Origin of the sequence: Tabrizicola sp. BL-A-41-H6, from assembly GCF_050632395.1 — a bacterium.
In the GTDB taxonomy this organism is placed as follows: domain Bacteria; phylum Pseudomonadota; class Alphaproteobacteria; order Rhodobacterales; family Rhodobacteraceae; genus JAUYQR01.
In genome coordinates, this window is the sequence record NZ_CP192600.1 from 2,136,496 (window position 1) to 2,160,516 (window position 24,021).

21 protein-coding genes, 1 tRNA gene and 1 pseudogene are annotated in these 24,021 nt (G+C 62.8%); 11 read left to right on the forward strand and 12 right to left on the reverse strand.

Annotated features, from left to right (window positions below):
* Positions 1–1,226: pseudogene (locus tag ACROUL_RS10465) on the reverse strand (IS3 family transposase).
* 154 nt (positions 1,227–1,380) lie between these two features.
* Here ACROUL_RS10465 and ACROUL_RS10470 point away from each other — a divergent pair.
* The 5 genes from ACROUL_RS10470 to ACROUL_RS10490 all read left to right on the forward strand — a co-directional run bounded on the left by ACROUL_RS10470 (position 1,381) and on the right by ACROUL_RS10490 (position 7,434).
* A complete protein-coding gene (locus ACROUL_RS10470) occupies positions 1,381–1,851 on the forward strand; it encodes a hypothetical protein (RefSeq protein WP_431299434.1) in 471 nt (156 codons plus the stop codon).
* Positions 1,852–1,961: 110 nt separating this feature from the next.
* Positions 1,962–2,762 carry a hypothetical protein gene (locus ACROUL_RS10475; protein ID WP_431299435.1) on the forward strand — a complete coding sequence of 267 codons (801 nt, stop codon included), beginning with the start codon at positions 1,962–1,964 and terminating at the stop codon, positions 2,760–2,762.
* A gap of 120 nt (positions 2,763–2,882) precedes the next feature.
* Positions 2,883–3,275 carry a potassium channel family protein gene (locus ACROUL_RS10480; protein WP_431299436.1) on the forward strand — a complete coding sequence of 131 codons (393 nt, stop codon included), beginning with the start codon at positions 2,883–2,885 and terminating at the stop codon, positions 3,273–3,275.
* Positions 3,276–3,889: 614 nt separating this feature from the next.
* Entirely contained in the window at positions 3,890–4,957 is a 1,068-nt protein-coding gene (locus tag ACROUL_RS10485) for an IS110 family transposase (RefSeq protein ID WP_431299062.1), read from the forward strand.
* Between the two features lie 542 nt (positions 4,958–5,499).
* Positions 5,500–7,434, forward strand: coding sequence for an amidohydrolase (locus ACROUL_RS10490; RefSeq protein WP_431299437.1), 1,935 nt, complete (start codon positions 5,500–5,502; stop codon positions 7,432–7,434).
* Positions 7,435–7,873: 439 nt separating this feature from the next.
* Here the strand turns inward: ACROUL_RS10490 and ACROUL_RS10495 are convergent.
* Positions 7,874–7,947, reverse strand: a tRNA-Cys gene (locus ACROUL_RS10495).
* A gap of 114 nt (positions 7,948–8,061) precedes the next feature.
* Between ACROUL_RS10495 and ACROUL_RS10500 the strand changes: the two genes are divergently transcribed.
* The 3 genes from ACROUL_RS10500 (at position 8,062) to ACROUL_RS10510 (ending at position 10,076) form a co-directional block, all read left to right on the forward strand.
* Entirely contained in the window at positions 8,062–8,874 is an 813-nt protein-coding gene (locus ACROUL_RS10500; RefSeq protein WP_431299438.1) for a creatininase family protein, read from the forward strand.
* Positions 8,875–8,953: 79 nt separating this feature from the next.
* Positions 8,954–9,337, forward strand: a complete 384-nt coding sequence (locus ACROUL_RS10505; RefSeq protein ID WP_431299439.1) for an antitoxin Xre/MbcA/ParS toxin-binding domain-containing protein — start codon at positions 8,954–8,956, stop codon at positions 9,335–9,337.
* On the forward strand, positions 9,297–10,076 hold the full coding sequence (locus ACROUL_RS10510; RefSeq protein ID WP_431299440.1) for an RES family NAD+ phosphorylase: 780 nt from the start codon (positions 9,297–9,299) through the stop codon (positions 10,074–10,076). Before ACROUL_RS10505 ends, ACROUL_RS10510 begins: the two co-directional genes overlap by 41 nt.
* Here the strand turns inward: ACROUL_RS10510 and ACROUL_RS10515 are convergent.
* The 7 genes from ACROUL_RS10515 to ACROUL_RS10545 are packed head-to-tail and all read right to left on the reverse strand — an operon-like array spanning position 10,073 to position 16,583.
* Complete coding sequence (locus ACROUL_RS10515) at positions 10,073–10,669, reverse strand: NAD(P)H-dependent oxidoreductase (RefSeq protein WP_431299441.1); 597 nt, start codon at positions 10,667–10,669, stop codon at positions 10,073–10,075. The genes ACROUL_RS10510 and ACROUL_RS10515 overlap by 4 nt on opposite strands.
* Positions 10,669–11,250 (reverse strand): NAD(P)H-dependent oxidoreductase, encoded by a 582-nt coding sequence (locus ACROUL_RS10520; RefSeq protein WP_431299442.1) that lies wholly within the window; start codon positions 11,248–11,250, stop codon positions 10,669–10,671. Before ACROUL_RS10520 ends, ACROUL_RS10515 begins: the two co-directional genes overlap by 1 nt.
* Positions 11,247–12,638 carry an FAD-binding oxidoreductase gene (locus ACROUL_RS10525; protein ID WP_431299443.1) on the reverse strand — a complete coding sequence of 464 codons (1,392 nt, stop codon included), beginning with the start codon at positions 12,636–12,638 and terminating at the stop codon, positions 11,247–11,249. Before ACROUL_RS10525 ends, ACROUL_RS10520 begins: the two co-directional genes overlap by 4 nt.
* Complete coding sequence (locus ACROUL_RS10530; protein WP_431299444.1) at positions 12,635–13,861, reverse strand: cytosine deaminase; 1,227 nt, start codon at positions 13,859–13,861, stop codon at positions 12,635–12,637. Before ACROUL_RS10530 ends, ACROUL_RS10525 begins: the two co-directional genes overlap by 4 nt.
* On the reverse strand, positions 13,861–14,724 hold the full coding sequence (locus ACROUL_RS10535) for an ABC transporter permease (protein WP_431299445.1): 864 nt from the start codon (positions 14,722–14,724) through the stop codon (positions 13,861–13,863). Before ACROUL_RS10535 ends, ACROUL_RS10530 begins: the two co-directional genes overlap by 1 nt.
* On the reverse strand, positions 14,721–15,518 hold the full coding sequence (locus ACROUL_RS10540; RefSeq protein ID WP_431299446.1) for an ABC transporter ATP-binding protein: 798 nt from the start codon (positions 15,516–15,518) through the stop codon (positions 14,721–14,723). The genes ACROUL_RS10535 and ACROUL_RS10540 overlap by 4 nt, the downstream gene beginning before the upstream one ends.
* 54 nt (positions 15,519–15,572) lie before the next feature.
* Positions 15,573–16,583: an ABC transporter substrate-binding protein gene (locus ACROUL_RS10545; RefSeq protein WP_431299447.1), complete on the reverse strand. Its 1,011-nt coding sequence runs from the start codon at positions 16,581–16,583 to the stop codon at positions 15,573–15,575.
* A 230-nt stretch (positions 16,584–16,813) separates the two neighbouring features.
* Here ACROUL_RS10545 and ACROUL_RS10550 point away from each other — a divergent pair, with 230 nt between their 5' ends.
* Entirely contained in the window at positions 16,814–17,203 is a 390-nt protein-coding gene (locus ACROUL_RS10550) for a RidA family protein (protein ID WP_431299448.1), read from the forward strand.
* A gap of 3 nt (positions 17,204–17,206) precedes the next feature.
* Here the strand turns inward: ACROUL_RS10550 and ACROUL_RS10555 are convergent, their stop codons facing one another.
* The 3 genes from ACROUL_RS10555 to ACROUL_RS10565 are packed head-to-tail and all read right to left on the reverse strand — an operon-like array spanning position 17,207 to position 21,322.
* Entirely contained in the window at positions 17,207–18,271 is a 1,065-nt protein-coding gene (locus tag ACROUL_RS10555; RefSeq protein WP_431299449.1) for a lipocalin-like domain-containing protein, read from the reverse strand.
* On the reverse strand, positions 18,261–20,639 hold the full coding sequence (locus ACROUL_RS10560; protein WP_431301279.1) for an FtsX-like permease family protein: 2,379 nt from the start codon (positions 20,637–20,639) through the stop codon (positions 18,261–18,263). The genes ACROUL_RS10555 and ACROUL_RS10560 overlap by 11 nt, the downstream gene beginning before the upstream one ends.
* Before the next feature lie 23 nt (positions 20,640–20,662).
* A complete protein-coding gene (locus tag ACROUL_RS10565; RefSeq protein WP_431299450.1) occupies positions 20,663–21,322 on the reverse strand; it encodes an ABC transporter ATP-binding protein in 660 nt (219 codons plus the stop codon).
* 117 nt (positions 21,323–21,439) lie between these two features.
* Here ACROUL_RS10565 and ACROUL_RS10570 point away from each other — a divergent pair, with 117 nt between their 5' ends.
* Both ACROUL_RS10570 and tpa read left to right on the forward strand, forming a co-directional pair.
* Entirely contained in the window at positions 21,440–22,453 is a 1,014-nt protein-coding gene (locus ACROUL_RS10570) for an NAD-dependent epimerase/dehydratase family protein (RefSeq protein ID WP_431299451.1), read from the forward strand.
* Between the two features lie 92 nt (positions 22,454–22,545).
* Positions 22,546–23,925, forward strand: coding sequence for a hypotaurine--pyruvate aminotransferase Tpa (tpa, locus tag ACROUL_RS10575; protein ID WP_431299452.1), 1,380 nt, complete (start codon positions 22,546–22,548; stop codon positions 23,923–23,925).
* Positions 23,926–24,021: the final 96 nt, after the last annotated feature.

Genomic DNA, 24,021 nt, shown 5'->3' on the forward strand with positions numbered 1-24,021 from the left:
TTAGTGCATAACGGGTCTTGGCGCTACGGCCGGGGTGGCCGGCGGAGCGGCTCCGGATGGCGAAGCCGGCCATTGGATGACCTCGGGAGCTGGCGGGCGATACCCAGTGATGAGTGCGGGCGCTTTGTGTTGTAGTGGCGGCGCCAGCTTTCGATGATGATCTTCGCCTCGGCAAGGCTGTAGAAGATCTCCCCGTTGAGCAGCTCGTCCCTGAGTTTCGAGTTGAAGCTCTCGCAGGTGCCGTTCTCCCAAGGGCTGCCAGGCTCGATATAGGCGGTCTTTGCGCCGACGGCGGCGATCCAGTCCCTTACAGCTTTGGCAATGAACTCCGGGCCGTTGTCGGACCGTATGTGATCCGGCACGCCGCGCAGGATGAAGAGATCGGACAAGACGTCGATGACGTCGGTCGATCGGAGCCTCCTGTCGATCCGGATTGCCAGGCACTCCCGGGTGAACTCGTCGATGAGGTTGAGCATGCGGAACTTCCTTCCATCGTGGGTTCGGCTTTCAACGAAGTCGTAAGACCAGACGTGGTTCGGACGCTCTGGCCGGAGACGGATGCAGGACCCATCATTCAGCCAGAGCCGGCCCTTCTTCGGTTGTTTTGCAGGCACCTTCAGCCCCTCCCGCCGCCAGATCCGCTCGACCCGCTTCACATTCACCGCCCAGCCCGCCTCGCGTAGAAGAGCCGTGATCCGGCGGTAGCCGTAGCGACCAAACTGGCTGGCGAGCGCGATGATGTCCGCGGTGAGAGCCTCCTCGTCGGCCCGGCCCTGCGGCATCTTCCGCTTTGTCGAGCGATACTGCCCGAGGACACGACAGGCGAACCGATCCGAGATCCGGAACTTCTGCCTGACATGCTCGATGCAAGCACGGCGACGGGCGGGGCTCAGAAGTTTCGCTACGCGGACCTTCGGTTCCCGATGCGGCCTCCCGCAGTATGAGCTTCTCGAGCGTCAGGTCGGAGACCGCCTTCCGGAGACGCTCCCTCGCCATTGGGCTCGAACCAATGGCGCCTCAATGGCTCGATCCTTCTCGAGCTCCTTCAGCCGCTTCACCTGGTCATTCTTCAGCCCGCCGAACTCCTTGCGCCACCGATAGTAGGTGAACTGCGTCACGCCGATCGAGCGCACGGCTTCGGCCACAGACTGGCCTTGCGATACCAACACATCGACCTGCCGCAGCTTTGCGACGATCTCCTCCGGCTTGTGCTTCTTCTGGGGCATTCCTGCATCCTCCAACTGGCTCGTAAGCCATACCTCACGGAGGACCACTTTTCAGGGGGCAGACCAAAGTGGAAAATGGGGGCTGAAGGTCACCTTACCCTACGCCTGGCTTGACGGCGCCGCAGGCAATCCGAAGTCCGTCGGAGACCCATCGTTGAAGCTTACGAACGTTGTTTCCCTCAATAAGCAGCAGGCGTGGGCGGTTTCCGGCGAGTTGTTCCTTGACGCGGCGGACCCGGGCTTGGGATTTGGCCAGAACGTCTTGAAGCTTCAAGTGATCAGCGTCCATTTCCTGGAGAACGGTGCGATGCTTGCTCCCACGTTCCTCCAGGCGGTCGGACTTGGCAACGACGACGACGATCCGAAGCTGAACACCTCGACGATCGACGTCTACTATGTCCCGAAGCTGTCAGACCCAAAGACCCTCCTGACGTTCGATCCCAACGTCACGTACGACTGGGAAACGGAAATGAAATACGGATCCCTTGCCGTGACGATCGGGCGCGCCTTGGGGAAGGCGGGGGGAGGAAACCTTATCGGGTTCGTCAAGCCAACGATCTTCGTAGGCAACGACAGGTCCGGCGATTGGGGCGTGGAAGCGGGTATCAAGATCGTCGGATTCTGAGCGATCGGGATGTCGACAGGCTTGGCCTCGGGGGGAGTTTGAATGTCAGCTCCGGGCGCCAATCGTTAGCAGTGAAGGACTTGTGACCTTTGAGAAAGGATTCATCGGCAATGAACATCATCGAATTGCGTCAATCGACTGTCCTCGGATCGCTGGTGCTTGGTTGGATGCTTGCCTCCAGTCCCGTACTTGCGGAAGATGCGGACGGATCGCAGCCGGTACCCGGCTCCGGCTGGCAGGTCGACGTTGTCAGCTACCTCTGGGCTGCAGGTGCGTCCGGTACCGTCCGTACGCTGCCACCTCTTCCGCCGGCCACGATCGACTTGGACTTCGGCGACACGGTGAAGTCGCTGAAGGATCTGGACGCTGGCTTGATCGCGACGGTGTTCGGGCGCAAGGATCGCCTTTTGTTCATGGTCGACGTCAACTGGATGAAGCTCAGCCCAACGCAGACCCTGGATCTTTCGGGTCAGCCGGTCGAACTGCGGACCAAAAGTGAAACGCTTTCCCTGCTTCCTGCGATCGGCTACCGCGTTCTTGACGAAGGCGGTCAGAAGGTGGACGTCTATGGCGGCTTCAAATTCTGGCGCATGACGAACTCGGCCGAGGTCCAACCGGCCGTCGTCACGCCAAACCGGGTCAGCGTCGACGAGACGTGGACCGACCTGACGGTTGGTGCGCGCGTCCGGACCGACCTGAGCGCCCGCTCGTATCTCGATGCCATCGCCTTCGTGGGCACCGGGGGCTCGGATTATTTTATCGATGCTTACCTCGGCTTAGGATATACCATCAGTGAACGAATGAATGCGTTTGTCGGGTACCGCATCATGAATGTCGACCGCGAGAACGGAGACTTTCTGTATGACGTAAAGCAGAAAGGCCCAATGTTTGGCATCGCCCTGAGATTTTGAGCGTTCGAACCTAAGGGCTGACAAGTGCGGGGCTGCAATTGTGACGGGCGGCTTCAACGCAATCAGTGCCCGCTGTCTTCCGGGCCGATGGGCCGAGTTAGTCCCAAGAAGGTAGATGCAATGGCGATCAAACCCGTCATTTCGGTCCTATGGCTCCTGAGAGCCATGCGTGATGCCCTCAAGGATCCCAAGGTACGCGGTATCACGCTCGTCACCGTTGCCCTGATCTCTGGCGCAACCATTTTCTACAGGCTTGTCGAAGGGTGGCGCCTTATCGACGCGGCCTATTTCTCGGTCGTGACAATCGCCACCGTTGGGTATGGTGATTTCACCCCGCAGACGGATCTCGGCAAGATCTTCACCATCGTCTACATCTTCAGCGGCATCGGCCTGTTCATCGCCGCCGGCTCAGCCTTTGCGGAAAGCCTGCTCAGGCGTTTCGATACGATACCCCGAAGTGGTCCTGCCGCGGACGTCGGTCAGGACCTGGAGACAAGCGTAGTCGAGTGTTGAAGTGAATTTGTATGCTTTTAGCTCCGGTTCGGTTCCGTGCCGTGCGGGCTTAAGAGGGGATATCGTCGGTCCATTCGGCTCGGAGCTCAGAGAGCCAGCATTGCGAAGCTTGACCTCGTCATCCTGGACGAGCTCGGCAACTCCCGTTTCGCGCCTCGGGCGGAGCGCTGCATTTCCGCATGCTCACCACCTGAGCTGCAGTGAGGGGAACCGTCTTCGGCTACGCCGAGAAGACCACGGCGCTCCTCGCCCGCCTGGCCCTCGTTCTGCAGGAGCCGTGTCATTTGACGGACGCCTTAGAACGGCGTCTTAATAACTGCTGTCGACCAGCCACATAAGGTCGAGGTTCACCGCCGTCTCGCCCCGCTGGTCGAAGAAGAACGAGGACCGCGAGATGGACATCAGCCGATATTGCGCACCGTCTGACAGTCGAGGGTGGATCCTCTCGATCAGCCGCCGCCTGACTTTCCAGGGCTTGAGCTCGTGACAGAAATCGTTGGCCACAGCCAACTCCCTGATCTTGGTATCATGGCACGGACCGCTAATGGAATGTGCCGACTGCTTCACCGGCGGTGCTAGCCTTCTAGGCTGCACTGCCCAGAAGGAGAAGCACCATGACGTCCAAGATCAGAGAGGATTCTGTTGCTGCCAGCGTTATCGGGATCGACATCGGCAAGGAGGTTTTCCACCTCGTCGGTTTCAGCGCCGATGGCCGACTGGTTCTGCGACAGAAGATCAAGCGCCTTGCCCTTGAGGCGACGTTCAAGAAGCTCCCACCCTGCATCATCGGGATGGAAGCTTGTCTCAGCGCGCATTTTGTCAGCCGAACCCTGCGGGGCATGGGCTTCGAGCCGCGGATCATTCCAGCGATCTACGTGAAGCCTTTCAACAAGGGCCAGAAGAACGATTACAACGACGCCGAGGCGATCGCAGAAGCAGCGTTGCGTCCGAACCTGCACACCGTCTCGGAGAAGAGCCAAGACCAGCTGGACCTGCAGGCGTTGCACCGCGTCCGGTCGCGGCTGGTGTCTCGCCGCACGGCAACCATCAATCAGATCCGAGCCTTTCTGATCGAACAAGGCATCACGATCCGGAAGGGTCTGCGCGCCGTTCAGAACTCGCTTCTGGCTCTTCTAGACGAACGCCGGGACGAGATCTCACCGAGGATGAGAGACATCATCCTTGATCTGCATGACGACTGGATGCGCCTCGATACCCGGATCGAAGCGATCTCCCAGGAAATAGCAGAGATCGGGCAAGGCGAGGCCCACTGCCGGGCGTTGAGGACCATTCCCGGCGTGGGTCCGGTGATCTCCACAGCCCTTGTCGCCGCGGTCGGACAGGGAGAGGCCTTTGATCACGGTCGGGATATGGCGGCCTGGGTCGGGTTGGTGCCCCGACAATACAGCACAGGAGGGCGCACGACGCTTGGCCGGATCTCGAAACGGGGAAGCCGATATCTGCGAACACTCCTCATCCAGGCTGCCAAGATCATCCTGATGCGTCCGAAGAAATGGCCAGAATTGAGCTTTGGGGCGTGGCTGGCCGAAGCCGACCAGCGCATGCATAGGAACAAGTTGGCTGTGGCTCTGGCCAACAAACTGGTCCGCATCGCCTGGGCGGTCCTACGCTATGGACGGGGCTTCGATGCCCCAAGAGATACGGTTGCCGAAGCGATCTGACGCCAGGCAATCGCACAGAGGTTCGCGAGGGAGCAAAGCATGGGACGGATGAATTACGCACCGGGAATCTGAGGGCGGAAATGGCTCATCGTCAGCCTGTCCGCTAATGAGATCAATGTGCGTGCGTATATCCAACAAGGTCACGGCCCGCGCGCCGAAACACAGACCGGATACATATCAGCGATATCTGCAACCACGCCAAAAGCTCTTGCGAACAGCAGTCGGCACATACATTTCCGCCCGAAGCGCATCGCAAGGCCTCGGCTCTCATGAGACATTCAGCCCGCGCCGATCGATTGACTGCCTTGCTCCAAAAGAGACTTTTCGGCCAATCCATTGCAACCCGCCGCGCACGCGTGTCGATCATCTTTAGGCTTCTCGGGTCGCATTCTGTTCCGACGAGACCCTTATATCTCGATTGGCCTATTCGTGGTGTTTGGTCGACTTTCGCTTTTACTTGCGCCAGGCGATAAACTTCCAATACGTTGATATCTGCGCGCGTCAAAAGACATCGAATTTGCATGGGTTGTGAGGTCATCAAAATGAAATTGTCTCGCCGATCTTTCCTGGCCAGTGTCTCGGTCTTCGCCCTCGTGCCGATGGTTGCGCATGCTGCCACTCCGGCAGAGACGATCTATTCTGGCGGTGCGATCCTGACGATGGACGATGCCAACCCGCGCGTGGAAGCGGTGGCCGTGGCCGGTGGTCGGATCATCGCTGCGGGAAGCCTGGCCGATGTGTCGGCGTTCAAGGGGCCGGACACGGTGATGGTCGATCTTGCCGGGCGAGCGATGATCCCGGGCTTCTTCGACCCGCATGGCCACATGACCATGGGCGGCATCCAGGCGCTGAGTGCCAATGTTCTGGCCCCGCCGGATGGCGAGGTGACGGACATCGCTTCGCTCATCGAGACGGTGAAGGACTGGGCCGTGGCGCAAGCCGATATAGTAGCGGAGGCCAAACTGATCATCGGCTTCGGCTATGACCAGTCGCAATTGGCAGAACTGCGCGGGCCGACCAAGGAGGACCTTGATCAGGTGTCCACCGAGTATCCGGTGTTGATCGTCCATCAGTCCGGCCACATGGGTGCCCTGAACAGCAAGGCCCTGGAGCTTGTGGGCTATACCGCAGACACGCCGAACCCCGCGGGCGGCGTGATCCAGCGCGTGCCGGGCTCGAATGAGCCGTTGGGGATATTGGAGGAAACTGCCTTCATGTCGGCAATGCCCAAGCTTCTGGGCAATCTTGGACCGGAAGGGCTGACCACTCTGGCGGTGGCGGGGTCGAAGATGTGGGCCGCCTACGGCTACACCACCGCGCAGGAGGGACGGTCGAACGCGGTCGTGGATGCGGCGCTGAAGGCGGCCGCGGCTGAGGGGAAATTCCCGATCGACGTCTATTCGTATCCCGATGTCCTCCTGGGCGCGGATTACATCAAGGGCGCGGTCTCTCCGACCTATGAGAACGGCTTCCGCGTCGCTGGGGCCAAGCTGACCATCGACGGCTCGCCGCAGGGGTTCACCGCTTGGCGCGATAGGCCCTATTATGCTCCAATCGGAGAATTCCCCCCAGGTTATGTTGGCTATCCCGCAGTTACCAACGAGCAGGTGATCGAGGCGGTGGACTGGGCTTATGCCAACGACATCCAGATCATCGTGCATTCTAACGGCGAGGCGGCGTCGGACTTGTTGATCGCCGCCCTTCGTGCGGCCGAGGCAAAACACGGGCGCAAAGACCGCCGTCCGGCGCTGATCCACGGTCAGTTCGAGCGTGAGGATCAGGTGCAGGCCTTCGTTGACCTGGGCGTCATACCCTCGCTGTTCCCGATGCACACGTTCTATTGGGGCGATTGGCACCGCGACCATACGGTCGGGCCGGCGCTGGCCGACAACATCTCGCCGACCGGCTGGTACCGCGCCCGCGGGTCGATCTTCACCAGCCATTCGGATGCGCCGGTGGCCTTCCCCGATACGATGCGGATTCTGGACGCCACGGTCACCCGCCGGTCCCGGTCCGGCGACATCATTGGGCCGGCCCAGCGGGTGGACGTGGTCACGGCGCTGAAGGCGATGACCCTCTGGGCGGCCCGGCAGGGGTTCGAGGATGTGGACAAGGGCTCGATCGAGGTTGGCAAGCGGGCGGACCTTGTGATCCTGTCGGCCGATCCCACAGCGATTGACCCCGAGACGTTGGACCAACTGAAGGTCAGCGAGACGATCAAGGACGGCAAGTCGATCTACCAGCGCGGGGCCAAGAAGACCGAACTTGTACCGGGGCACGATCTGTTGCGCCCGGGTCTGGACGAGATGTTCCGCGAACTGCACATCGCGCGCCACATGGAGCTTCTGCCGCCCGCGTACCGCACGGAAGAGGCGCGGGTGGGCTTTGCCGCAACCTTCGACGACTGCGGCATCACTCTTCTGTTCCCGTGGCTGTTCGACCTGCCGGAAGTTGGTGCGCAGGTGGCAGCTAACTGATTGAAACATCAAGGCAGGTTGATTTCCTCGCCGCGATCCGTCGCCTTTGAGCCCCGCCATCATGCGCGTGACAGCGATCTCGGCCCAAACTGAACGAAAGCGGCAGGCCACATTCCCCCATCATCTGACGGCACTTCTCGATCATCTGTCCGCGCCGATATGCGGCCTCCACCGCCTTGCTGATCCGGTGGGCAAGAGCGGTCTCGGCCATCTCGTCAGAATTTTCCGTTCGCTGCCACCCAATTCCGGAATACTTAGTGAGGCACGGCCAAGCGCACGCTTACACGCTCAAGATAACCCGGCTCGCCATCTACAACACTATCTGTAAGTTGGTAGCAACTAGTTGCAGCCAAGCGCAAATTTTATGGCGGGTTGCATGGCGGTACCAAAGATCATGAAAACACTATTGTGAGCGTTATCATGTTATTAGGCGAGAAATTGGAGGCGGGTACCGGAATCGAACCGGTCTACACGGATTTGCAATCCGCTGCGTAACCTCTCCGCCAACCCGCCGCGATGAGTGCGGTGGGGATAGCGGATCGTGCCTCGCGCCGCAAGGGGGTGACAATTGGCGATTGACGGTGCCGCGGACTTCGCTCTCAGTGGTGCGGATCGTGGGAGGGCACCATGCGGCTGAAGCACCGGTTCTGGGCGGATTACACGGCCCGAGACTTCATGGCACTGGATCGGTCGCGCTTGATCGCCGTGCTGCCAGTGGGCGCGGTGGAACAGCATGGGCCTCACCTGCCGCTGGCCGTGGACCGCGATATCCTGAACGGGATTATCGCGGCGACGGTGCCGCTGATCCCTGACGACTGTCCGGCCTTGTTTTTGCCGACCTGCCCAGTGGGCAAGTCGAACGAACATTCGGCGTGGCCCGGCACGCTGACCCTTTCAGCCGCAACGCTGATGGCGATGTGGAGCGAGATCGGCGCGTCTGTCGCGGCGGCGGGGGTGAAGAAGCTGGTACTGTTGAATTCGCACGGCGGGCAGATCGCGCCGATGGATATTGTTGCGCGGGATTTGCGGGTCAAGCACGGGCTGCTGACGGTCGCGGCGAACTGGTTCGGCATGGGGCTGCCGGTGGGGATGATTTCGGAGCGCGAAGAGCGTTTCGGGATTCACGCGGGGGAGGTCGAAACCTCGATGATGCTGGCCTTGCAGCCGCAGTTGGTCGATATGGCGCAGGCCCGTGATTTCCCGGCGCGACAAGCGAAGTTGACGGGGCTATTGGGGCTTTCGCCAGCCGGCAAACTGGGCTGGCAGATGCAGGACCTTAACGCCGCCGGGGCCTGTGGCAACGCGGCGTTGGCCACTGCGGAAAAGGGCGCAGCCTTGGTGGACCATGCGGCGCGGCAGTTGGTGGCGTTGCTGCGCGAGGTGCAGAACCTGCCAGAGGACTGGCTGTACACGCCTCCAGACCCGGATGCTTTTGCCTGACCCTTGAAGATGCGCCGTACGTTGTCTATTTCCTGATAAACCTAAAGGTGATATAATTTCTGGTGAAAGGATGGGCGGCATGGCTGTTATCTTGCACAACGGGCTGCTTTCCCCTGCTCGTGGGGTGGTTCTGGCGAAGGCGACGCTGGCGGCGGCTGACCGGCTGGGACTGACCGCGCGCGCCCTGGCGCGGATCATCGGGGTGTCGGAACCGACGATTTCGCGGATGAAGCGCGGCGTTCTGGCGCTGGAAGAGGGGACCAAGCCGTTTGAACTCGCAGCCCTTCTGGTGCGCGCGTTCCGGTCGCTTGATGCCGTAACAGGCGGTGACGAGCGGGTGGCGCGTGCTTGGATGCAGGTGGAAAACCTTGCGTTGGGCGGTGTGCCTGCGGTGAAGATGGCTTCGGTACAGGGGTTGTGCGATGTCGTCGCCTATCTGGACGCGCGACGCGCTCCGCTCTGAACTGCGCGGCTGGCGTGGCAAGGCCTGGCGGCTGGTCGAGGCGCAGCACCGGGTGTCGACGCTGAAGCTGGTCGACAGCCTGGCCGAGCAGGCGATCCTTGAGGACATTTTGGAGACGACGAAGCCACCGGTGCCAGAGGCTTGCCGAGGGTTGGATTACCTGCTGTCCACGCCGTTTCGCTATCGCCCCTATCCGTACGGATCGCGCTTTCGCCGGGCGGGGTTCACTCCGGGGGTGTGGTATGGGGCCGAGCGGGCGGAAACCGCAGTGGCCGAGATGGTGTTCTATCGCTTTCTCTTTTTCGCCGAAGCGCCGGATGTGCCGTTTCCCGATGGTGCGGCGGACTATACCGGCTTCGCGGTTCCGTTGGCGACCGATGCGGCACTCGACCTGACCGCCCCGCCTTTGGACCGCGATGCTGCGGACTGGACACATCCGACCGAATATGACCCGTGCCAGACCATTGCCGATACGGCGCGAGAGGCAGGGTGCCTGCTGCTGCGCGCCACATCTGTGCGCGATCCCAAGCGCGGGGCGAACCTGGTGGTCCTGTCTTGCGCGGCATTTGCGGCGAAGGCGCCGACCGACCGGCAGACCTGGCGGATCAAGGTGGGGCCAAGCGGCGCACAGGCGATCCGCGAGCATCCCGCCAGAGGAATTGAGTTCGGGCGCGATGCCTTTGCCGCTGATCCGCGATTGGCGGGGATGCGCTGGGACCGGCCCCGCGCGGGCAGCTAGCGCAGCAAGCGGTCAAGCTTGCGGCTGACGCGCTGCAAGTGGCGGGCGCGGCTGTCGGGGGTTGAGCTGTCCATCAGATAGTGCGCGGCATAAACCTTGCGTGCGCGCGGAGCGCACAGCAGGCCTATCCCGCGCAGAAGGGTGCGCTTGCCGGGTGCGCCCACGAATGTGGTCAGCCACCAACTGGCGCCGCAGGTGGTAAAGACGCCAAGCCGTTGGATGTGGGTCAGGCCAGGACGAATGGTCTGGTTCTGCCCAGCGGGCATCAGAAATGCGACCTCGGGGAGCAGTACCCGGTCAACCCAGCCTTTCAGGGCGGCGGGCAGGCCATACCACCAAGTAGGGTAGACGAAGATCAGGGTGTCGGCCCATTGCAGCGCCTCTACATCAGAGGCGACGGGCGCGCGGTTGGCAGGACTGTCGGTGTAGCCTTCCCATTCCGTGAGCGAGAGGGACGGGGAGAAGCCTTGGGCGTAAAGGTCGATTACGCGCGCTTCTGCCCCGTTGGCAGTGAGGCGGGCAAGCACTGTATCGCGGACGGCCGAGGTGAAGCTGCCCTCCTTTGGGTGGCAATAGACCACAAGCGCGCGCATCAGAGCCGGTCCATTTCCGCGCCCACGCGGGCAAGAAAGGCGGTGCGCTGTGCGTGGGTCGCGCGGTTCATGTCGTAAAGTGCCAGGTAACGCAGCCGGTCAGGCCGGATCACAAAGCGCAAGACGCGGGTGAACATCTTGCGCGGAGGGTTCCCGGCCATGAAGGCACGAAACGGTGTGGCCCCGTAACTGGTGACAGCGGCGAGCGTGCGGATATGCGTCAGGTTCGGCGCAACAAGGCCGTTTTCCAGCCTGAAGCTGACGCCGGGCAGGAAAACACGGTCGAAGTATCCCTTCAGGATCGCCGGAAAGCCGAAGTTCCAGACCGGGAACACGAAAATCAGCGCATCGGCCGCGCGCAGGCGGTCGACGTAAGGTTGCACCGGGGCGGTGTTGGTGGCGGTGTCATGGTAGCCGCGCCGTTCGGCGGCGGTCAGAACCGGGTCAAACCCTTCGGCGTAAAGGTCGCACAGGTCGACCTCCCAGCCGCGCGTCCTCAGTCGATCTGTCACGGTGCGCAGGATGGCTGCGGACAGGCTTTCTTCGCAGGGATGGGCAAACACCACCAGCGCGCGGGTCATGCGGGCATCATTCCCCGGTAGGCGTAGACGGTCTTGTAGTCGAAGCCGGGCTCGTCCCATGCGATCATCTTGCCGGGGTTCAGCAGGCCCTTCGGATCGGCCTCGCGCTTGAAGGCAAGCTGGCGGTCGTCGACGGTTTGCCGCCCGCCTTCCTCAAGCGTGTAACGGTGCGGGTTGAAGATCATGCAGCCCATGTCTTCGTGCGCGCGAATGATCGCATCCAGACGGGCCTCGGTGGTGAACTTGACCAGTGACAGGCCCGCGAACATGGTGGAGCCGGTTTCCTGCATCACCTCAAGATGTTGGATCACTTCGCCGGGGAAGGCGGCGCGGATCGCCTCGACCCGGTCCAAGTGATCGGGGGCGGCATAGCGCACTTGCAGGTAGGTAATCGTCGGGTCCACCTTCAGAGCGCGCAGCGTGGTGTGGTTCCAGCCGTATTCAAAGGCCGGCCCGGGGTCGCGCGGCCAATCGTGCGCATCGGAGCGATAGATCACTCGAGCGCCGGGATAGCGGGCGGCGAAGGTCAGGAACCCGTCCAGCGCATGCGGCGCGATCATCAGCGCCAGAAGCGCCTGTCCCGGTTGCAAGTGCGGCGAGACGCGCTGGAAATAGTCTTGCGGCAAGGGCGCCTCGAACACCGTGATCAGCTTTTTCAGGATGCCGTCTTCGTTGCCGAGATCGGCGGCAAAGCGGGCGGCGTCGGGGAAGGTTTCGGTGGTGACGAAGATATCGACCCAGTCATAGGCCGGGGCGAGGGGCAGTTCCACCTCGGTGATGATGCCGTTGGTGCCGTAGGCGTGGCTGACGCGGTGCAGCTCCTCGCCGGTGAATTCAAGGATGCGCGGCTCGGCTTCCATCGTGACCACGCGCAGGCGGATGATATTGCCAAGGTCGCGCAGTGCGCCCCAGGTACAGGAGCCGACCCCGCCGGACCCGCCGGCGATGAAGCCGCCGATGGTGGCGGTGGTGTAGGTCGAGGGGTGCATCCGCAGTTCCTGCCCCGAATGGGCGCGGGTGGCGGCATCGACATCTTTCACCAGGCAGCCCGGTTCCGCGATCACCCGACCGGGGTGGACGGCCTTTACCGCGTTCAGGTGCCGCATGTGAAGCATGATGCCACCGGCCAGCGGCATGGCCTGACCGTAGTTGCCGGTGCCCGCGCCTCGTGTGGTGACGGGGATGTTGTGGGCGTAGGCCACCTTCAGCACCTCGATAACCTCGGCCTCGGTCCGGGGCGATACGACGAAATCGGCGGTGATGTGGTCAAGACGCGCCTTCAGGACCGGTGAATACCAGAAGAAATCCCGGCTTTTCGCCTTTACCGAAACCGGGTTGTCGTCGATGTCCAGATGGCTGAGGGCGGCTTTGGCGGCGGCAAGGGTCATGGGCGCTCCATCAGCGGGTCAAGTTCGGCGTAGTCGGGTAGGGTGCGGTCGATCGGACGGCCGTGGCGGATGACGATGCGGTCGGACTGTGGGCGGGCCAGAAGCTCGTTCCAGTTCCGCGCCCGGAAGATCACGCAGTTGGCGGAGTCCAGCGCCTTGGCTGTGCCGATGGCGTTGGCCGGGTTCACGGTGAAGGCTTTCACCCAGTCACTGCCGGTATGATCCAGATGGCCTATGCGCGTCGCCTCACGCATCACCTCCAGCATGTCCATGTCGCCGTAGGCGTAAAACGGATCGCGGGTGTTGTCGGAGGCGAAGCTGACATTGGTGCCGCGCGCCTTCATCTCGTGCACCAGGGTAATGCCGCGCATCCGGGGGGTCCGGTGCGGCTGGCGGTCTTGCAGGTAGAGGTTGCACATCGGCAGGCTGACGACATGAAGGCCGGCCTTTGCAACAAGGTCGAGGGTGGCGAGGGCTTCGCCTTCGGGCATTGCGGAAAGCGAGCAGCAATGGCCGACAACGACCGGGGCGGAAAAGCCGGTTTCAAGCACCGCTTCGGCAATCAGGCGCAGCGTGTTCGAGGCAGGGTCGAGCGTTTCATCGACATGGAAATCGGCGCTGAGATTAAGGGCTTCGGCCATGCCGAGGAAATCTCGGATGCGCTGGGCGATGTCGGGCAGGGGGTATGTGACCATGCCGAGGACGCCTTGGTGCGAGGCGACAATGTCGGCAGTGCAACGGAACGCGCCAACGGTCGAAAAATCCTCGGCCCCGATCAGGCAGGCGGCTTGCAGGGTAATCCGGCCCGCCCATTCTTCGCGCTTGGCGGCGAACACGGGAAAGCTGATCGCGTCCTGCGGCGCGATGGCGTCGAGGTGGGTACGGATCGCAGCCGTGCCGTGGGCGTAGGCGGAGCGGAGCGAGAATTCCATCCGGGCGGCGACGTCCTCGGCGCTCCAACGGGCGGTGCGGTCGGCGCCGACGGTGGTCAGCGCGCCCATGAAGGTGCCGTCCGGGTTCGGGCTGCGCGGCCAGATGTGGCCTTTGTCGAGATGCGTGTGCATGTCGGTAAAACACGGCAGCACCATCGCGCCCGCCATGTCTATGGGCTGGCCATCGCCAAGGCTGGTGCGCACAAGATCGCCGGGTTGGCCGATGAGGCAGCCGGGAACGGTGACATTGTCCAGCCGAAGGGGGCCGGGCGGCATGATTTTGAAATCCATCAGGTTTCCCGTTTGATCGCGCTTTCGTGCCACTTGCGCAGCAGCATGTGCGACAGGAACGACAGCCCGGCAAAGATCACAACCCCTGACACGGCGATAAGAAGAAGGGCCGCGAACATGCGCGGAATGTTCAGCCGATACCCGGCCTCGAGGATGCGGAAGGCAAGGCCCGACCCGATGCCGCCGGTGCCTGCCACATACTCAGCCACGATCGCACCGATCAGGGAAAGGCCCCCGGCGATGCGAAGGCCACCGAGGAAATACGGCAGGGCTGAGGGCAGTTGCAAGAACCGAAGCCGCTGCCAGCGCGTGGCACCGTAGATGCGGAACAGGTCGCGCAGATTATGGTCGGTGGAATTGAGGCCAAGGGTGGTGTTGGCAAGGATCGGGAAGAACGCGACGATCCAAGCGCAGAGAAGCAGCCCTGCAGTGCGGTTGTCGACATAGATGAAGATCAGCGGCGCGATGGAGACGACAGGCGTGACCTGCAGGATCACCGCATAGGGATAGAACGACATCTCGGCGAAGCGGCTCTGGTTGAACAGAATCGCTAGGCCGACCCCGCCGATCACTGCAACCGCAAGCGCCATCAGTGTGATCTGCAAGGTGACAAGCAGTGCCTCAAACAGGATCGGCCAGTCCTTGACCAGCGTTTCCACCACCAGACCGGGGCCGGGCAGGATGTAGTGCGGAATTTTGTTCCACACGACAAGACGGTCCCAGAGAACGACCATGATGACAAAGACAAGCGCGGGCAGCACCCACTTTGCCACGCTTTCGGTACGGACGGCGCGGGCGCGGCGGGCCTCTTCGGCATCAACTTCTGCCTCGGCGCGGGTCAGGGGGGTGTCGGCGATGGTCATGCCGCCTCTCCCATCGCGGCATGCAGGGCGCGCGACGTGACCTGACAGTGCGCGGCATAATCGGCCGACGTCCGGAAGGCCTCGTCGCGCGGGTAGGGGGCTGTGATCTGAATTTCTTCAATAACGCGGCCGGGCCGGGCGGCCATCACGACGATGCGGTCCGACAGGAAGACGGATTCAAAGACGGAATGTGTGACAAAGATCACCGTGCACCCGATGTTGGCCTTCAAGGCCAGAAGGTCGGTGTTCAGCTTGTGGCGGGTGATTTCGTCCAGTGCTGCGAAAGGTTCGTCCATCAGGATCAGCCGGGGGTTCGTCACCAGCGCCCGTGCGATGGAGACCCGCATCTTCATGCCGCCCGAAAGTTCGCGCGGGTAGGCGTTCAGGAAACCGGACAGACCGACCAGAGACAGCGCCTCCTCTACCTCGCTTCGCACCTGCGGGTAGGTCTTGCCGCGCAGGCGGAACGGCAGCCAGACGTTTTCGGCCACGGTCGCCCAAGGCATCAGCGTGGGTTCCTGAAAGACTACGCCAAGGTCGCCCCGGCCTTGCCCGCCTTCCCACAGGATGCGCCCTGTTGTCGGGTTGGAAAGCCCCGCGATCAGGCGCAGTGCAGTGGATTTTCCGCAGCCAGACGGGCCGAGAAGCGAGATGAAGTCGCCTTCGTTGACTGTCAGCGACATGTCCCGCAAGGCGGTGACGTTGCCATTGAACACCTTGGCGACGCGGGACACCTCCAGCACCTTTTGACGCTGGCCGAGGGGAAGGGTAGGGCGGTGAAGCAGGTCTGACATGCAAGGTCCGAAGGTGATGGGAGGGCCATATGGCCCTCCGTTGAAGTCTGCCGCTTACATCTTCGGCTTCAGGTCCATCCCGACGCCCTTGTTGACGAAGGAGGTGTTGATCGTCGCCGTCCAGTCAATGTCGCCCGAAACGACGCCGGCGCTGACCATCTTGTCGAAGAAGTCTTTCACATGCTCTTCCTTCATGGCGCCGATCCCCAACGTCTCGGTGTCACCGGAATCGACGATGCCCGCCGACTTCATCTTGTCGATGGCATAGGCGATGGCCTCGTCGGTGATGTCGGGATTGTCCTTCTTGATCATCTCGTTCGCGGCGGAGTTGTCGTTGTAGAGGTAGTTGTACCAGCCCTTGATCGAGCCTTCGACGAAGCAGGTCACTTGTTCCGGCTTTGAAGCGACTGTGTCGGCCATCGTTTCGATCAGCGTGGAATAGGTGGAATAGCCCGCGTCGGCGATCAGGAACACGTCAGGTTCCCAGCCGGTTTCCTTGGCCACCATGTATGGTTCGGACGACAGATAACCCTGCATCCCCCAGTTTTCATTGGCGATGAACGGGGCTGGGTTGAAGGTGTAGACCTCCCGCTGTTCGTCGGTAAAGCCGTAGGCGGCCTTCATCCACTGGTAAAAGCTGGCGTAACCCTGATCACCGATCAGGATCTTTTCAAGGTTCTTCAGGTCTTCGAAGGTCTTTGCCTTGCCCGGATGGGTTATGATCACCTGCGGCTCTTTCTGGAATGCGGCGGCCACGGCAACGATCGGAATGCCTTCCTGTGCCGCGCTGAACGCCTCCAGCAGGTTGCCGCCCATGTGGTAATCGACCTTCCCCGCGATCATCAGCGCGCGGTTGTTCACCTGCGGCCCACCCGGCTGGATCGTCACATCAAGCCCGCAGGCGGCATAGGTGCCGTCGGCGACAGACTGGTAGAACCCGCCATGTTCGGCTTGCGCCAGCCAATTGGTGCCAAACACCACCGGCACGTTTTCGGCCGCAGCGGGTGCTGCGCACAGGATGGTGGTCAGGGCGGTGGCGCAAGCAGCGCGGGCCTTAAGGGACATTCGGATTCCTCCTGTTGGACGTGATTGACTTGACAAACCCTAGAGCGCGCCTTGCCCAAAGCGAGCCGTTTGGCGACAGAAGGCGCACAGAAGCCGCAGAAAGGCTGCAACAACGGGCAGCGGCACCACGCCTTTGCCCAAAACTTACGCAATTATCCGGTTTCGGCAAGCAGTGACTACCGCCGCGCCCGATTGCGCGGCACTCTGTAGGGGATTAGGAGGCCCACCGCATGAGACCGCTTGCCCCACCAACCATCGCGCCACCCTTTGCCGCCTATTCGCATGGCGTGGAAGTTGCCGCTGGCCACCGACTGGTGGTCACGTCAGGACAGTTGGCGCTGGGCGCGGACGGGTCGGTTCCGCAAGGGGCCGAGGCACAGGCGCATCTGTGTTTTGACAACTGCGCTGCCATTCTGGCCGAAGCGGGGATGGGGCCGGGCAACGTGATCCGGATCAATGCCTTCGTCACCGGGCGCGAGCATATGGCAGGCTACATGGCGGCGCGTGATGCGTGGCTTGGCGGCGTGGCAATGCTGCCGGCGTCGACCCTGGTGATAGTGTCCGGGTTCACCCGGCCCGAGTTTCTGGTCGAGGTCGAGGTGACGGCCGCGGGCGTCTAGTCGTCAGTAACCCGTCATCTCCAGATAGCCGCGTCCGCTGTGGCTGCCGCTGAACCGGATCGGCCCTTCCCAGTACGGCACCGAGGTTGCCATCCATGCCTGCGGGGTCAGCGCGGCCAGCGTCACGTCGAGGCCGCGGTCCGGCAGGGTCAATCGCCATTGGATCGGTATATCGCGCCCCGCCACCCGTGCCGTCGCCAGCGGCTCTGCCTTCAGCGCGCCGGGGGCGAGCGGGATGGGTGTGCCGTCAGCGGCGATCCATGTGCCAGAAGTGAAGCCCTGAGCGTCATCGCGCAACACGAACCCCATCAGCCGGGTGCCATCATCGAACATCAGCGAGAACCAGTCCCACCCCGTCTGGTTCGCGGCCAAAGGCTGCGACGACCATTCCCGGTCGATCCAGGCCTGCCCGGTGACTGCAACCTCTCCCTCCGGCAATCGCAGCTTGCCGGTGACGCCAAGAAACGGCTGCGAATAGTAGTGGCTGGCCTGACCCGCCTGCGATTTGACCGAGTAGCCCTTGTCACCCTGCAACACCAAAGGCGCATCAGTGCGAAGGTCCAGCGCATAGCCGAAATCCGGGCCGCTGGCCGTCAGGGCAAACGTCGAAAGCGCATCGGCGCCGGGACCTGCGCGGCTTGTCAGCGCCCAGTCGTCGATCCAGGCCGTGAACGACTGCGGTTGCGGTCCAAGTGCGACCCCGGCCTGCCCGATGCCGCCCCGCGCCAGTCGTTCGGCGACGAAGTGACGGTCCGGCGTGGTGACCGCGGCATGGCCCATCCAAAGCTGGGGACTTTCCCAACCTTGACCTTCGAACGGTGCAAGCGCGCTGCGAAACAGCGTCCACTGCACGCCATAGTCGGTGCCGTCCGGCCCAGACAGAACCGCCGTCAGATACCACCATTCGATGCGGAAATCCCAATGCGGGCCGTGGTCTGCGGGAAAGAGGAGCGTCCGGTCCGGGTCGGGCAAGGCGAAGCCCGGCGCGGCGCTGCCCAAGTCGGCAAAGCCCTGCGCCGCGACCGGCGTTGCAATAAGAATGCTGAGGATTAATGCTTTAGCGTTCATGCGCAAACGCCCGCAAAAGGTCCACAGGCGCGCGGCGCGCCAGTTTCAGCGTTGGGATCAGGGCGGCAAGGCCGATGGCCAGAAGCGCGGCCCCGATCAGCCCAAGCCAGTCGCCCGGAAAGACCTGCATCGGCAGCCGCCAGCCAAAGGCTTCGACGTTGACCACCGCAAGCAACACCCAGGCCAGCGCCAGCCCCAAGGGCAGCGCCGCGAGGCAGGCCAACGTTGCAAGCACAAGCGTTCGGCATAAATCCAAGAGCGCGATGTGGCGAAGGGTCAGACCCATCGCCCAGACCGGGGCGAGTTGTGGCTGGCGAAAGGTCGAAAGCGTCAAGAGGCTGGCGAACATCGCAAGGCCGGCAACGCCAAGTGTAAGCACGTTCAGCGCGGCGGTCACGGTGAAGGTGCGGTCAAACACATTCAGCGAAAAGGCTTTGATCCCGGCCTGATCGACAAGCGCCATTTCCGGCAGTTCGAACGTCTGGCGCAGGTCGGCGGCAAGGCTTGCGGCGCGGTCGGGTGCGACGCGGAGGCCAAAGCGCAGCACCTCGGCGTCGGGGAAACGGCGCTGGAAGGCATCAAGGCCGATCAGTGCCTGCGGCGAGGGGTTTCCGTAATCGGAATAGACCCCGACGATCGGCAGCGCGCCTTCCGGCAGCGCCACCTCGGCCCCAAGGCCAAGTCCGCCCCGGCGCGCCATTTGTTCGTTCACCAGCACGCCCGTGCCATTTGCGATCCGGTCCCAGACCCCATCGATCGATTGCAGCAATGGCCAGTGGTCGCGGTAGGTGGCATGGTCGGCGACGCCGTAGATGCTGCCTGGCTGCCCGATCAGATCGGCCTCGACCGACACGATCGGCAGGATCGCATCGGTTCGCGTGCGCAACCATTCGGTCAGCCGTGCGGCCTCGTCAACCGACCCCACGGTCAGATACAGTTCCGACGCGAGGCGCTGGTCAAGCCAGCCGACAAAAGTGGTACGAAAACTGGTGACCATGGTCCCGACACCGATGTTGGCAGCCATCGCCAGAAGCAGCGCCATCAGCGCAAGCGACAGGCCCGGCAACTGCTGGCGCGTGTCGGCCCAGAACCAGTCCCACAATACGCCGGACCACTGGCGCTGCGCGATCCTGACCACCGCATCCATGACCGATGGCAACGCCAGTGCGGCCCCCAGAAGCAGCGCGGCAAGTCCGCCGAAGGCAGCATAAAGGCCGTGCCCGAACCCAACCAACCCCGCCGAAGCCACAAGCAGCGCCACTGCCGCCGCAAATTGCTGACGTCGCGTTCTGGAAGAAGCCAGCGCCCAGGCGCGCGCCTGCGCTGGCGCAAGCACCGGCAGGTGCCACAGCCGCCACAGGCTTTGCCCCGCTGCCGCCAGAGTGCCCATGACCGCGATGACCAGCCCGGTCACCCACCATTCGGCCCGGATCGACAGCGTTCCGGGAACAGCGGCGCCGTAAAGCCCGCTGAGCGTCGCGCTGACATCAGGCAACAGCGCCGCCGCGACCAGATACCCCAGCGCCACGCCAAGAAGCCCCGCGAAAATCGCAAGCACAAGCAGTTCCACGACCAGAAGCCCGGTCAGCGCACCTGCGCTGAGGCCAAGCGCGCGCAGCGTGCGAAACACCGGACGGCGCTGTTCAAAAGCCAGCCCGATGGCCGAATGGACGATGAACAGGCCGACGGCAAAAGCCAGAAACCCGAAAGCGGTCAGGTTCAGATGGAAACTGTCGGTCAGGCGGGCAAGACTGCCATCCCGCGAGGCTGCGCGCAAAGAAAGGTTTGGTGGCAGGCCGTCAGGGTGCGGGCCGGGCGCAAGGATCAACGCGTCAAGCTGGCCCGGCGCCGCCAAAAGTCGCTGCGCAGCCCCCACGTCCATAACAACGGTCATCTGCGGCAGGCCACCGGCCGGGTCGAGCCGAACGCCCGGCAACACGTCACCCGCAAGCGCTGCGATAGTCTCGGCATCGGCAAGCCCCTGGGTTCCGCCAAGAAACCCGGCAATGTCGCCCCCACCGATGGTGACTGCACCCGACACCGCAGCCTGCGACGGAAGGGTCAAAGGGTCGATCCCGATGACCCGCAAACCCGATCCGCGATGACGTCCCTCTACCAAAGGCGAAACCAGCCATCCTGCGCGCCGCAGCGCCACATAATCGCTCTCGCGGATGGGCCCGCCATCTACAGCGACGATCCGCTCCAGCGCGTCCTCGCCAACCGCCGTCACCGCCCGCGCATAGGCAGCGCGCGCCTCGGCATTGATCGCCTGCACACCCGACCATAGCGCCGTTCCCAGCGCCAACCCGCCAAGCAGGGTCAAAAGCTGCATCGGGTGGCGCAACCAGTGCGACATCAGCGCGCCCATCCCGGTGCGTGCCACGGCCTCGCTCACGGGGTGATCTTTCCACAGGTAAGATGCAGGCGCCGGTCAAGCCTGCCCGCCAGACGCGGCGAATGCGTAACCATCATCAGCGCGGCACCCGATGCGCTGACCAATTGCAGCATCAGGCCCAGCACAGAGTCGGCTGTGGCCTCGTCAAGGTTTCCCGTAGGCTCATCCGCCAAAACCAGACGCGGGCGCGCGGCCAGAGTGCGCCCGATGGCGACGCGCTGCTGCTGGCCGCCCGACAATTGTTCGGGATAGCGGTCAAGCAGCGCCGTCAGGCCAAGGGCGTCTGCCAGATGCGCGCACCAATCCGGGTCGTGCCGGGATGCAAGTCGCGCCTGAAACGACAGGTTGGCCCGAACATCAAGCGAGGGGATAAGGTTGAACTGCTGGAACACCAGCCCCACGGTGCCGCGCCGCAAGGCGGCAAGGTCGCGGTCGGGCAGGCTGGCCAGCGACTTGCCGGCCAGCACGATCTCGCCGGCATCGGGGCGGTCCAGCCCGGCCACAAGGTGCAGAAGCGTGCTTTTTCCGCTACCGGATTCACCCGTCAACGCCATGCTTTGCCCGACATCGAGGCCAAGGTTCACGCCGTCCAGAACGACAAGCGGGCCTTCTGACGTCGCATAGGTCTTCTTCACGTTGGTCAGGGACAGAAGCATCCGCGAAAGGTGGGGCAGTCCACGGCTTTTGCAAGCCTGTCGGTCGCCACGCCTTAGCTTGACACTGCACAAGGGGCATTCGATTGTCGGCCCGTGGTTCGCAGTGAAGGTGAGTGCATGCGCAAGGTTTTCATCACCGGTACGGCGGGGTTCATCGGCTATCATCTGGCCAAGCACCTGTTGCAGCACGGCTTTGTGGTGCGTGGCTACGACGGCATGACCAGCTATTATGATGTGGAGCTGAAGCGAAAGCGCCATGCCATGCTGCTGCAGCACCGAAATTTCGCGGCAACCGAAGCAATGCTTCAGGATGTCGCGACACTTGACCGCGACATCGACGGGTTCGCACCCGACATCATCATCCACCTCGCGGCTCAGGCCGGGGTCCGCTACAGCCTTGAAGATCCACGGTCCTACGTCGATTCAAACATCGTCGGAACGTTCAATATGCTGGAGGCGGCGCGCAGGGTCGCTCCCGCGCATCTGATGATTGCTTCGACGTCATCGGTTTATGGCGCCAACCCGTCCTTGCCGTTTCGCGAAACCGACAAGGCAGACCATCCGCTGACGACCTATGCCGCAACCAAGAAGGCCGGCGAGGCGCTGGCCCATTCCTATGCACATCTGTGGAACATCCCGACGACGATGTTCCGTTTTTTCACCGTCTACGGGACCTGGGGTCGGCCTGACCTTGCGTATTTCAAGTTCGTCAAGGCGATCCTTGGGGGTGAGCCGATCGAGGTTTACAACAACGGCGACATGTGGCGCGATTTCACCGCCGTCGCCGATCTGGTCGAGGCGGTGCGCCTGCTGATCGACGTCCCGCCGGTTCGCCCTTTGCCGGATGCCGAGGTCGAACCCGGTGACAGCCTAAGCCCGGTCGCGCCGTGTCGTGTGGTCAATATCGGTGCGTCCGAAAAGCTGTATCTGATGGACGTCATCGCCGCGATCGAGGCCGCAGTCGGGCGCAAGGCCGAGTGCCGCTTCCTGCCGATGCAGAAGGGCGATGCGCCCGCAACCTGGGCCGACACTGGGCTTCTGCGCCGCCTGACCGGCTTTAGCCCGAAGGTCTCGCTTGCAGATGGCATGGCCGAGTTCGTGGCTTGGTACCGCGCCGAATACGGTGTATGATCTGGCACTACCAAGTGCTGCCCGGTGGACCTAAGCGCAAGGGCCGCCATGCCCGATGATGCGCGCCAAGACCAGCAATGAAAGGGACTGCCATGGAAGGCTTCAGCGGAGTGAACGACATCGGTGCCGTCGTCGAGGCAGACCGGGTCCACGTCTGGCACCACCTGAGCCAGCACAAGCAGTATGAAACCGTCGATCCGCGCGTCATCGTCGAAGGCAAGGGGATGCGGGTCTGGGATGCCAAGGGCAAGGAGCATCTCGATGCCGTGTCGGGCGGGGTCTGGACGGTCAACGTCGGCTACGGCCGCGAAAGCATCGCCAACGCGGTGCGCGACCAGTTGATCAAGATGAACTATTTCGCCGGTGCCGCGGGATCTATTCCCGGCGCACTGTTCGCCCAGCGGCTGATCGAGAAGATGCCGGGTCTTTCCCGCGTTTACTATTCCAACTCGGGGTCCGAGGCGAACGAGAAAGTCTACAAGATGGTGCGGCAGATCTCGCACCGGCACCACGGTGGCAAGAAGTGGAAGATCCTGTTCCGCGAGCGGGACTATCACGGCACTACGATCGCCGCCCTCGCCTCAGGCGGGCAGGCGCAGCGCAATGCGCAGTATGGGCCGTTCCCGGACGGGTTCGTACAGGTTCCGCACTGCCTTGAATACCGCAAGCAGTGGGATGTCGAAAACTACGGCGAGCGGGCGGCGGATGCGATTGAGGAAGTGATCCTGCGCGAAGGCGCGGATACCATCGGCTGTCTGGTGCTGGAGCCGGTTACGGCGGGTGGTGGCGTGATCGTCCCGCCGAAGGGCTATTGGGAACGGGTGCAGGAAATCTGCCGCAAGTATGACATCCTCCTCCATATCGATGAGGTGGTCTGCGGCGTCGGGCGCACCGGCGTCTGGTTCGGATACCAGCATTACGGGGTGCAGCCGGATTTCGTGACGATGGCGAAGGGCGTGGCGTCGGGCTATGCGGCGATCAGTTGCACGGTGACGACCGAGAAGGTCTTTGAGATGTTCAAAGACGATGCCTCGGACCCGATGAGCTACTTCCGCGATATTTCCACCTTCGGGGGCTGCACGGCGGGGCCGGCAGCGGCGCTGGAAAACATGCGGATCATCGAGGAGGAAGGTCTCCTGGCCAATACCCTTGCGATGGGGGACCGGCTGATGGGGAACCTGCACGCCTTGATGGAGAAGCACCGGGTGATCGGTGAAGTCCGCGGCAAGGGGCTGTTCTGCGGCGCCGAGCTGGTGGCGGACCGGGGCACGCGGGAAGCGGCGGATGAAAAGAAGGTCGCGGCGGTGGTGGCCGATTGCATGGCGCAGGGTGTCATCATCGGCATGACGAACCGGTCGGTGCCGGGGTTCAACAATACCCTTTGCCTGAGCCCGGCGCTGATCGCGACGGCTGATGACATTGACGAGATCACCGGGGCGATTGACGGGGCCTTGGGTCGGGTGTTTGGCTGAACATGTGGGTGTCCCACGGTGGGACACCCCTGCGCTTCCTTGAAGATCAAAGGGTTAGGTCGCCCCTTAAGCTTTGATTAAAGCTTTCAACCTTGC

Bases quoted from the DNA above. Each gene is read 5' to 3' on its own strand.
- ACROUL_RS10475 (WP_431299435.1), top strand. From the start codon at position 1,962: ATGAACATCATCGAATTGCGTCAATCGACTGTCCTCGGATCGCTGGTG.
- ACROUL_RS10480 (WP_431299436.1), top strand. From the start codon at position 2,883: ATGGCGATCAAACCCGTCATTTCGGTCCTATGGCTCCTGAGAGCCATG.
- ACROUL_RS10485 (WP_431299062.1), top strand. From the start codon at position 3,890: ATGACGTCCAAGATCAGAGAGGATTCTGTTGCTGCCAGCGTTATCGGG.
- ACROUL_RS10490 (WP_431299437.1), top strand. From the start codon at position 5,500: ATGAAATTGTCTCGCCGATCTTTCCTGGCCAGTGTCTCGGTCTTCGCC.
- ACROUL_RS10500 (WP_431299438.1), top strand. From the start codon at position 8,062: ATGCGGCTGAAGCACCGGTTCTGGGCGGATTACACGGCCCGAGACTTC.
- ACROUL_RS10505 (WP_431299439.1), top strand. From the start codon at position 8,954: ATGGCTGTTATCTTGCACAACGGGCTGCTTTCCCCTGCTCGTGGGGTG.
- ACROUL_RS10510 (WP_431299440.1), top strand. From the start codon at position 9,297: ATGTCGTCGCCTATCTGGACGCGCGACGCGCTCCGCTCTGAACTGCGC.
- ACROUL_RS10515 (WP_431299441.1), bottom strand. From the start codon at position 10,669: ATGCGCGCGCTTGTGGTCTATTGCCACCCAAAGGAGGGCAGCTTCACC.
- ACROUL_RS10520 (WP_431299442.1), bottom strand. From the start codon at position 11,250: ATGACCCGCGCGCTGGTGGTGTTTGCCCATCCCTGCGAAGAAAGCCTG.
- ACROUL_RS10525 (WP_431299443.1), bottom strand. From the start codon at position 12,638: ATGACCCTTGCCGCCGCCAAAGCCGCCCTCAGCCATCTGGACATCGAC.
- ACROUL_RS10530 (WP_431299444.1), bottom strand. From the start codon at position 13,861: ATGGATTTCAAAATCATGCCGCCCGGCCCCCTTCGGCTGGACAATGTC.
- ACROUL_RS10535 (WP_431299445.1), bottom strand. From the start codon at position 14,724: ATGACCATCGCCGACACCCCCCTGACCCGCGCCGAGGCAGAAGTTGAT.
- ACROUL_RS10540 (WP_431299446.1), bottom strand. From the start codon at position 15,518: ATGTCAGACCTGCTTCACCGCCCTACCCTTCCCCTCGGCCAGCGTCAA.
- ACROUL_RS10545 (WP_431299447.1), bottom strand. From the start codon at position 16,583: ATGTCCCTTAAGGCCCGCGCTGCTTGCGCCACCGCCCTGACCACCATC.
- ACROUL_RS10550 (WP_431299448.1), top strand. From the start codon at position 16,814: ATGAGACCGCTTGCCCCACCAACCATCGCGCCACCCTTTGCCGCCTAT.
- ACROUL_RS10555 (WP_431299449.1), bottom strand. From the start codon at position 18,271: ATGAACGCTAAAGCATTAATCCTCAGCATTCTTATTGCAACGCCGGTC.
- ACROUL_RS10560 (WP_431301279.1), bottom strand. From the start codon at position 20,639: ATGGGCGCGCTGATGTCGCACTGGTTGCGCCACCCGATGCAGCTTTTG.
- ACROUL_RS10565 (WP_431299450.1), bottom strand. From the start codon at position 21,322: ATGCTTCTGTCCCTGACCAACGTGAAGAAGACCTATGCGACGTCAGAA.
- ACROUL_RS10570 (WP_431299451.1), top strand. From the start codon at position 21,440: ATGCGCAAGGTTTTCATCACCGGTACGGCGGGGTTCATCGGCTATCAT.
- tpa (WP_431299452.1), top strand. From the start codon at position 22,546: ATGGAAGGCTTCAGCGGAGTGAACGACATCGGTGCCGTCGTCGAGGCA.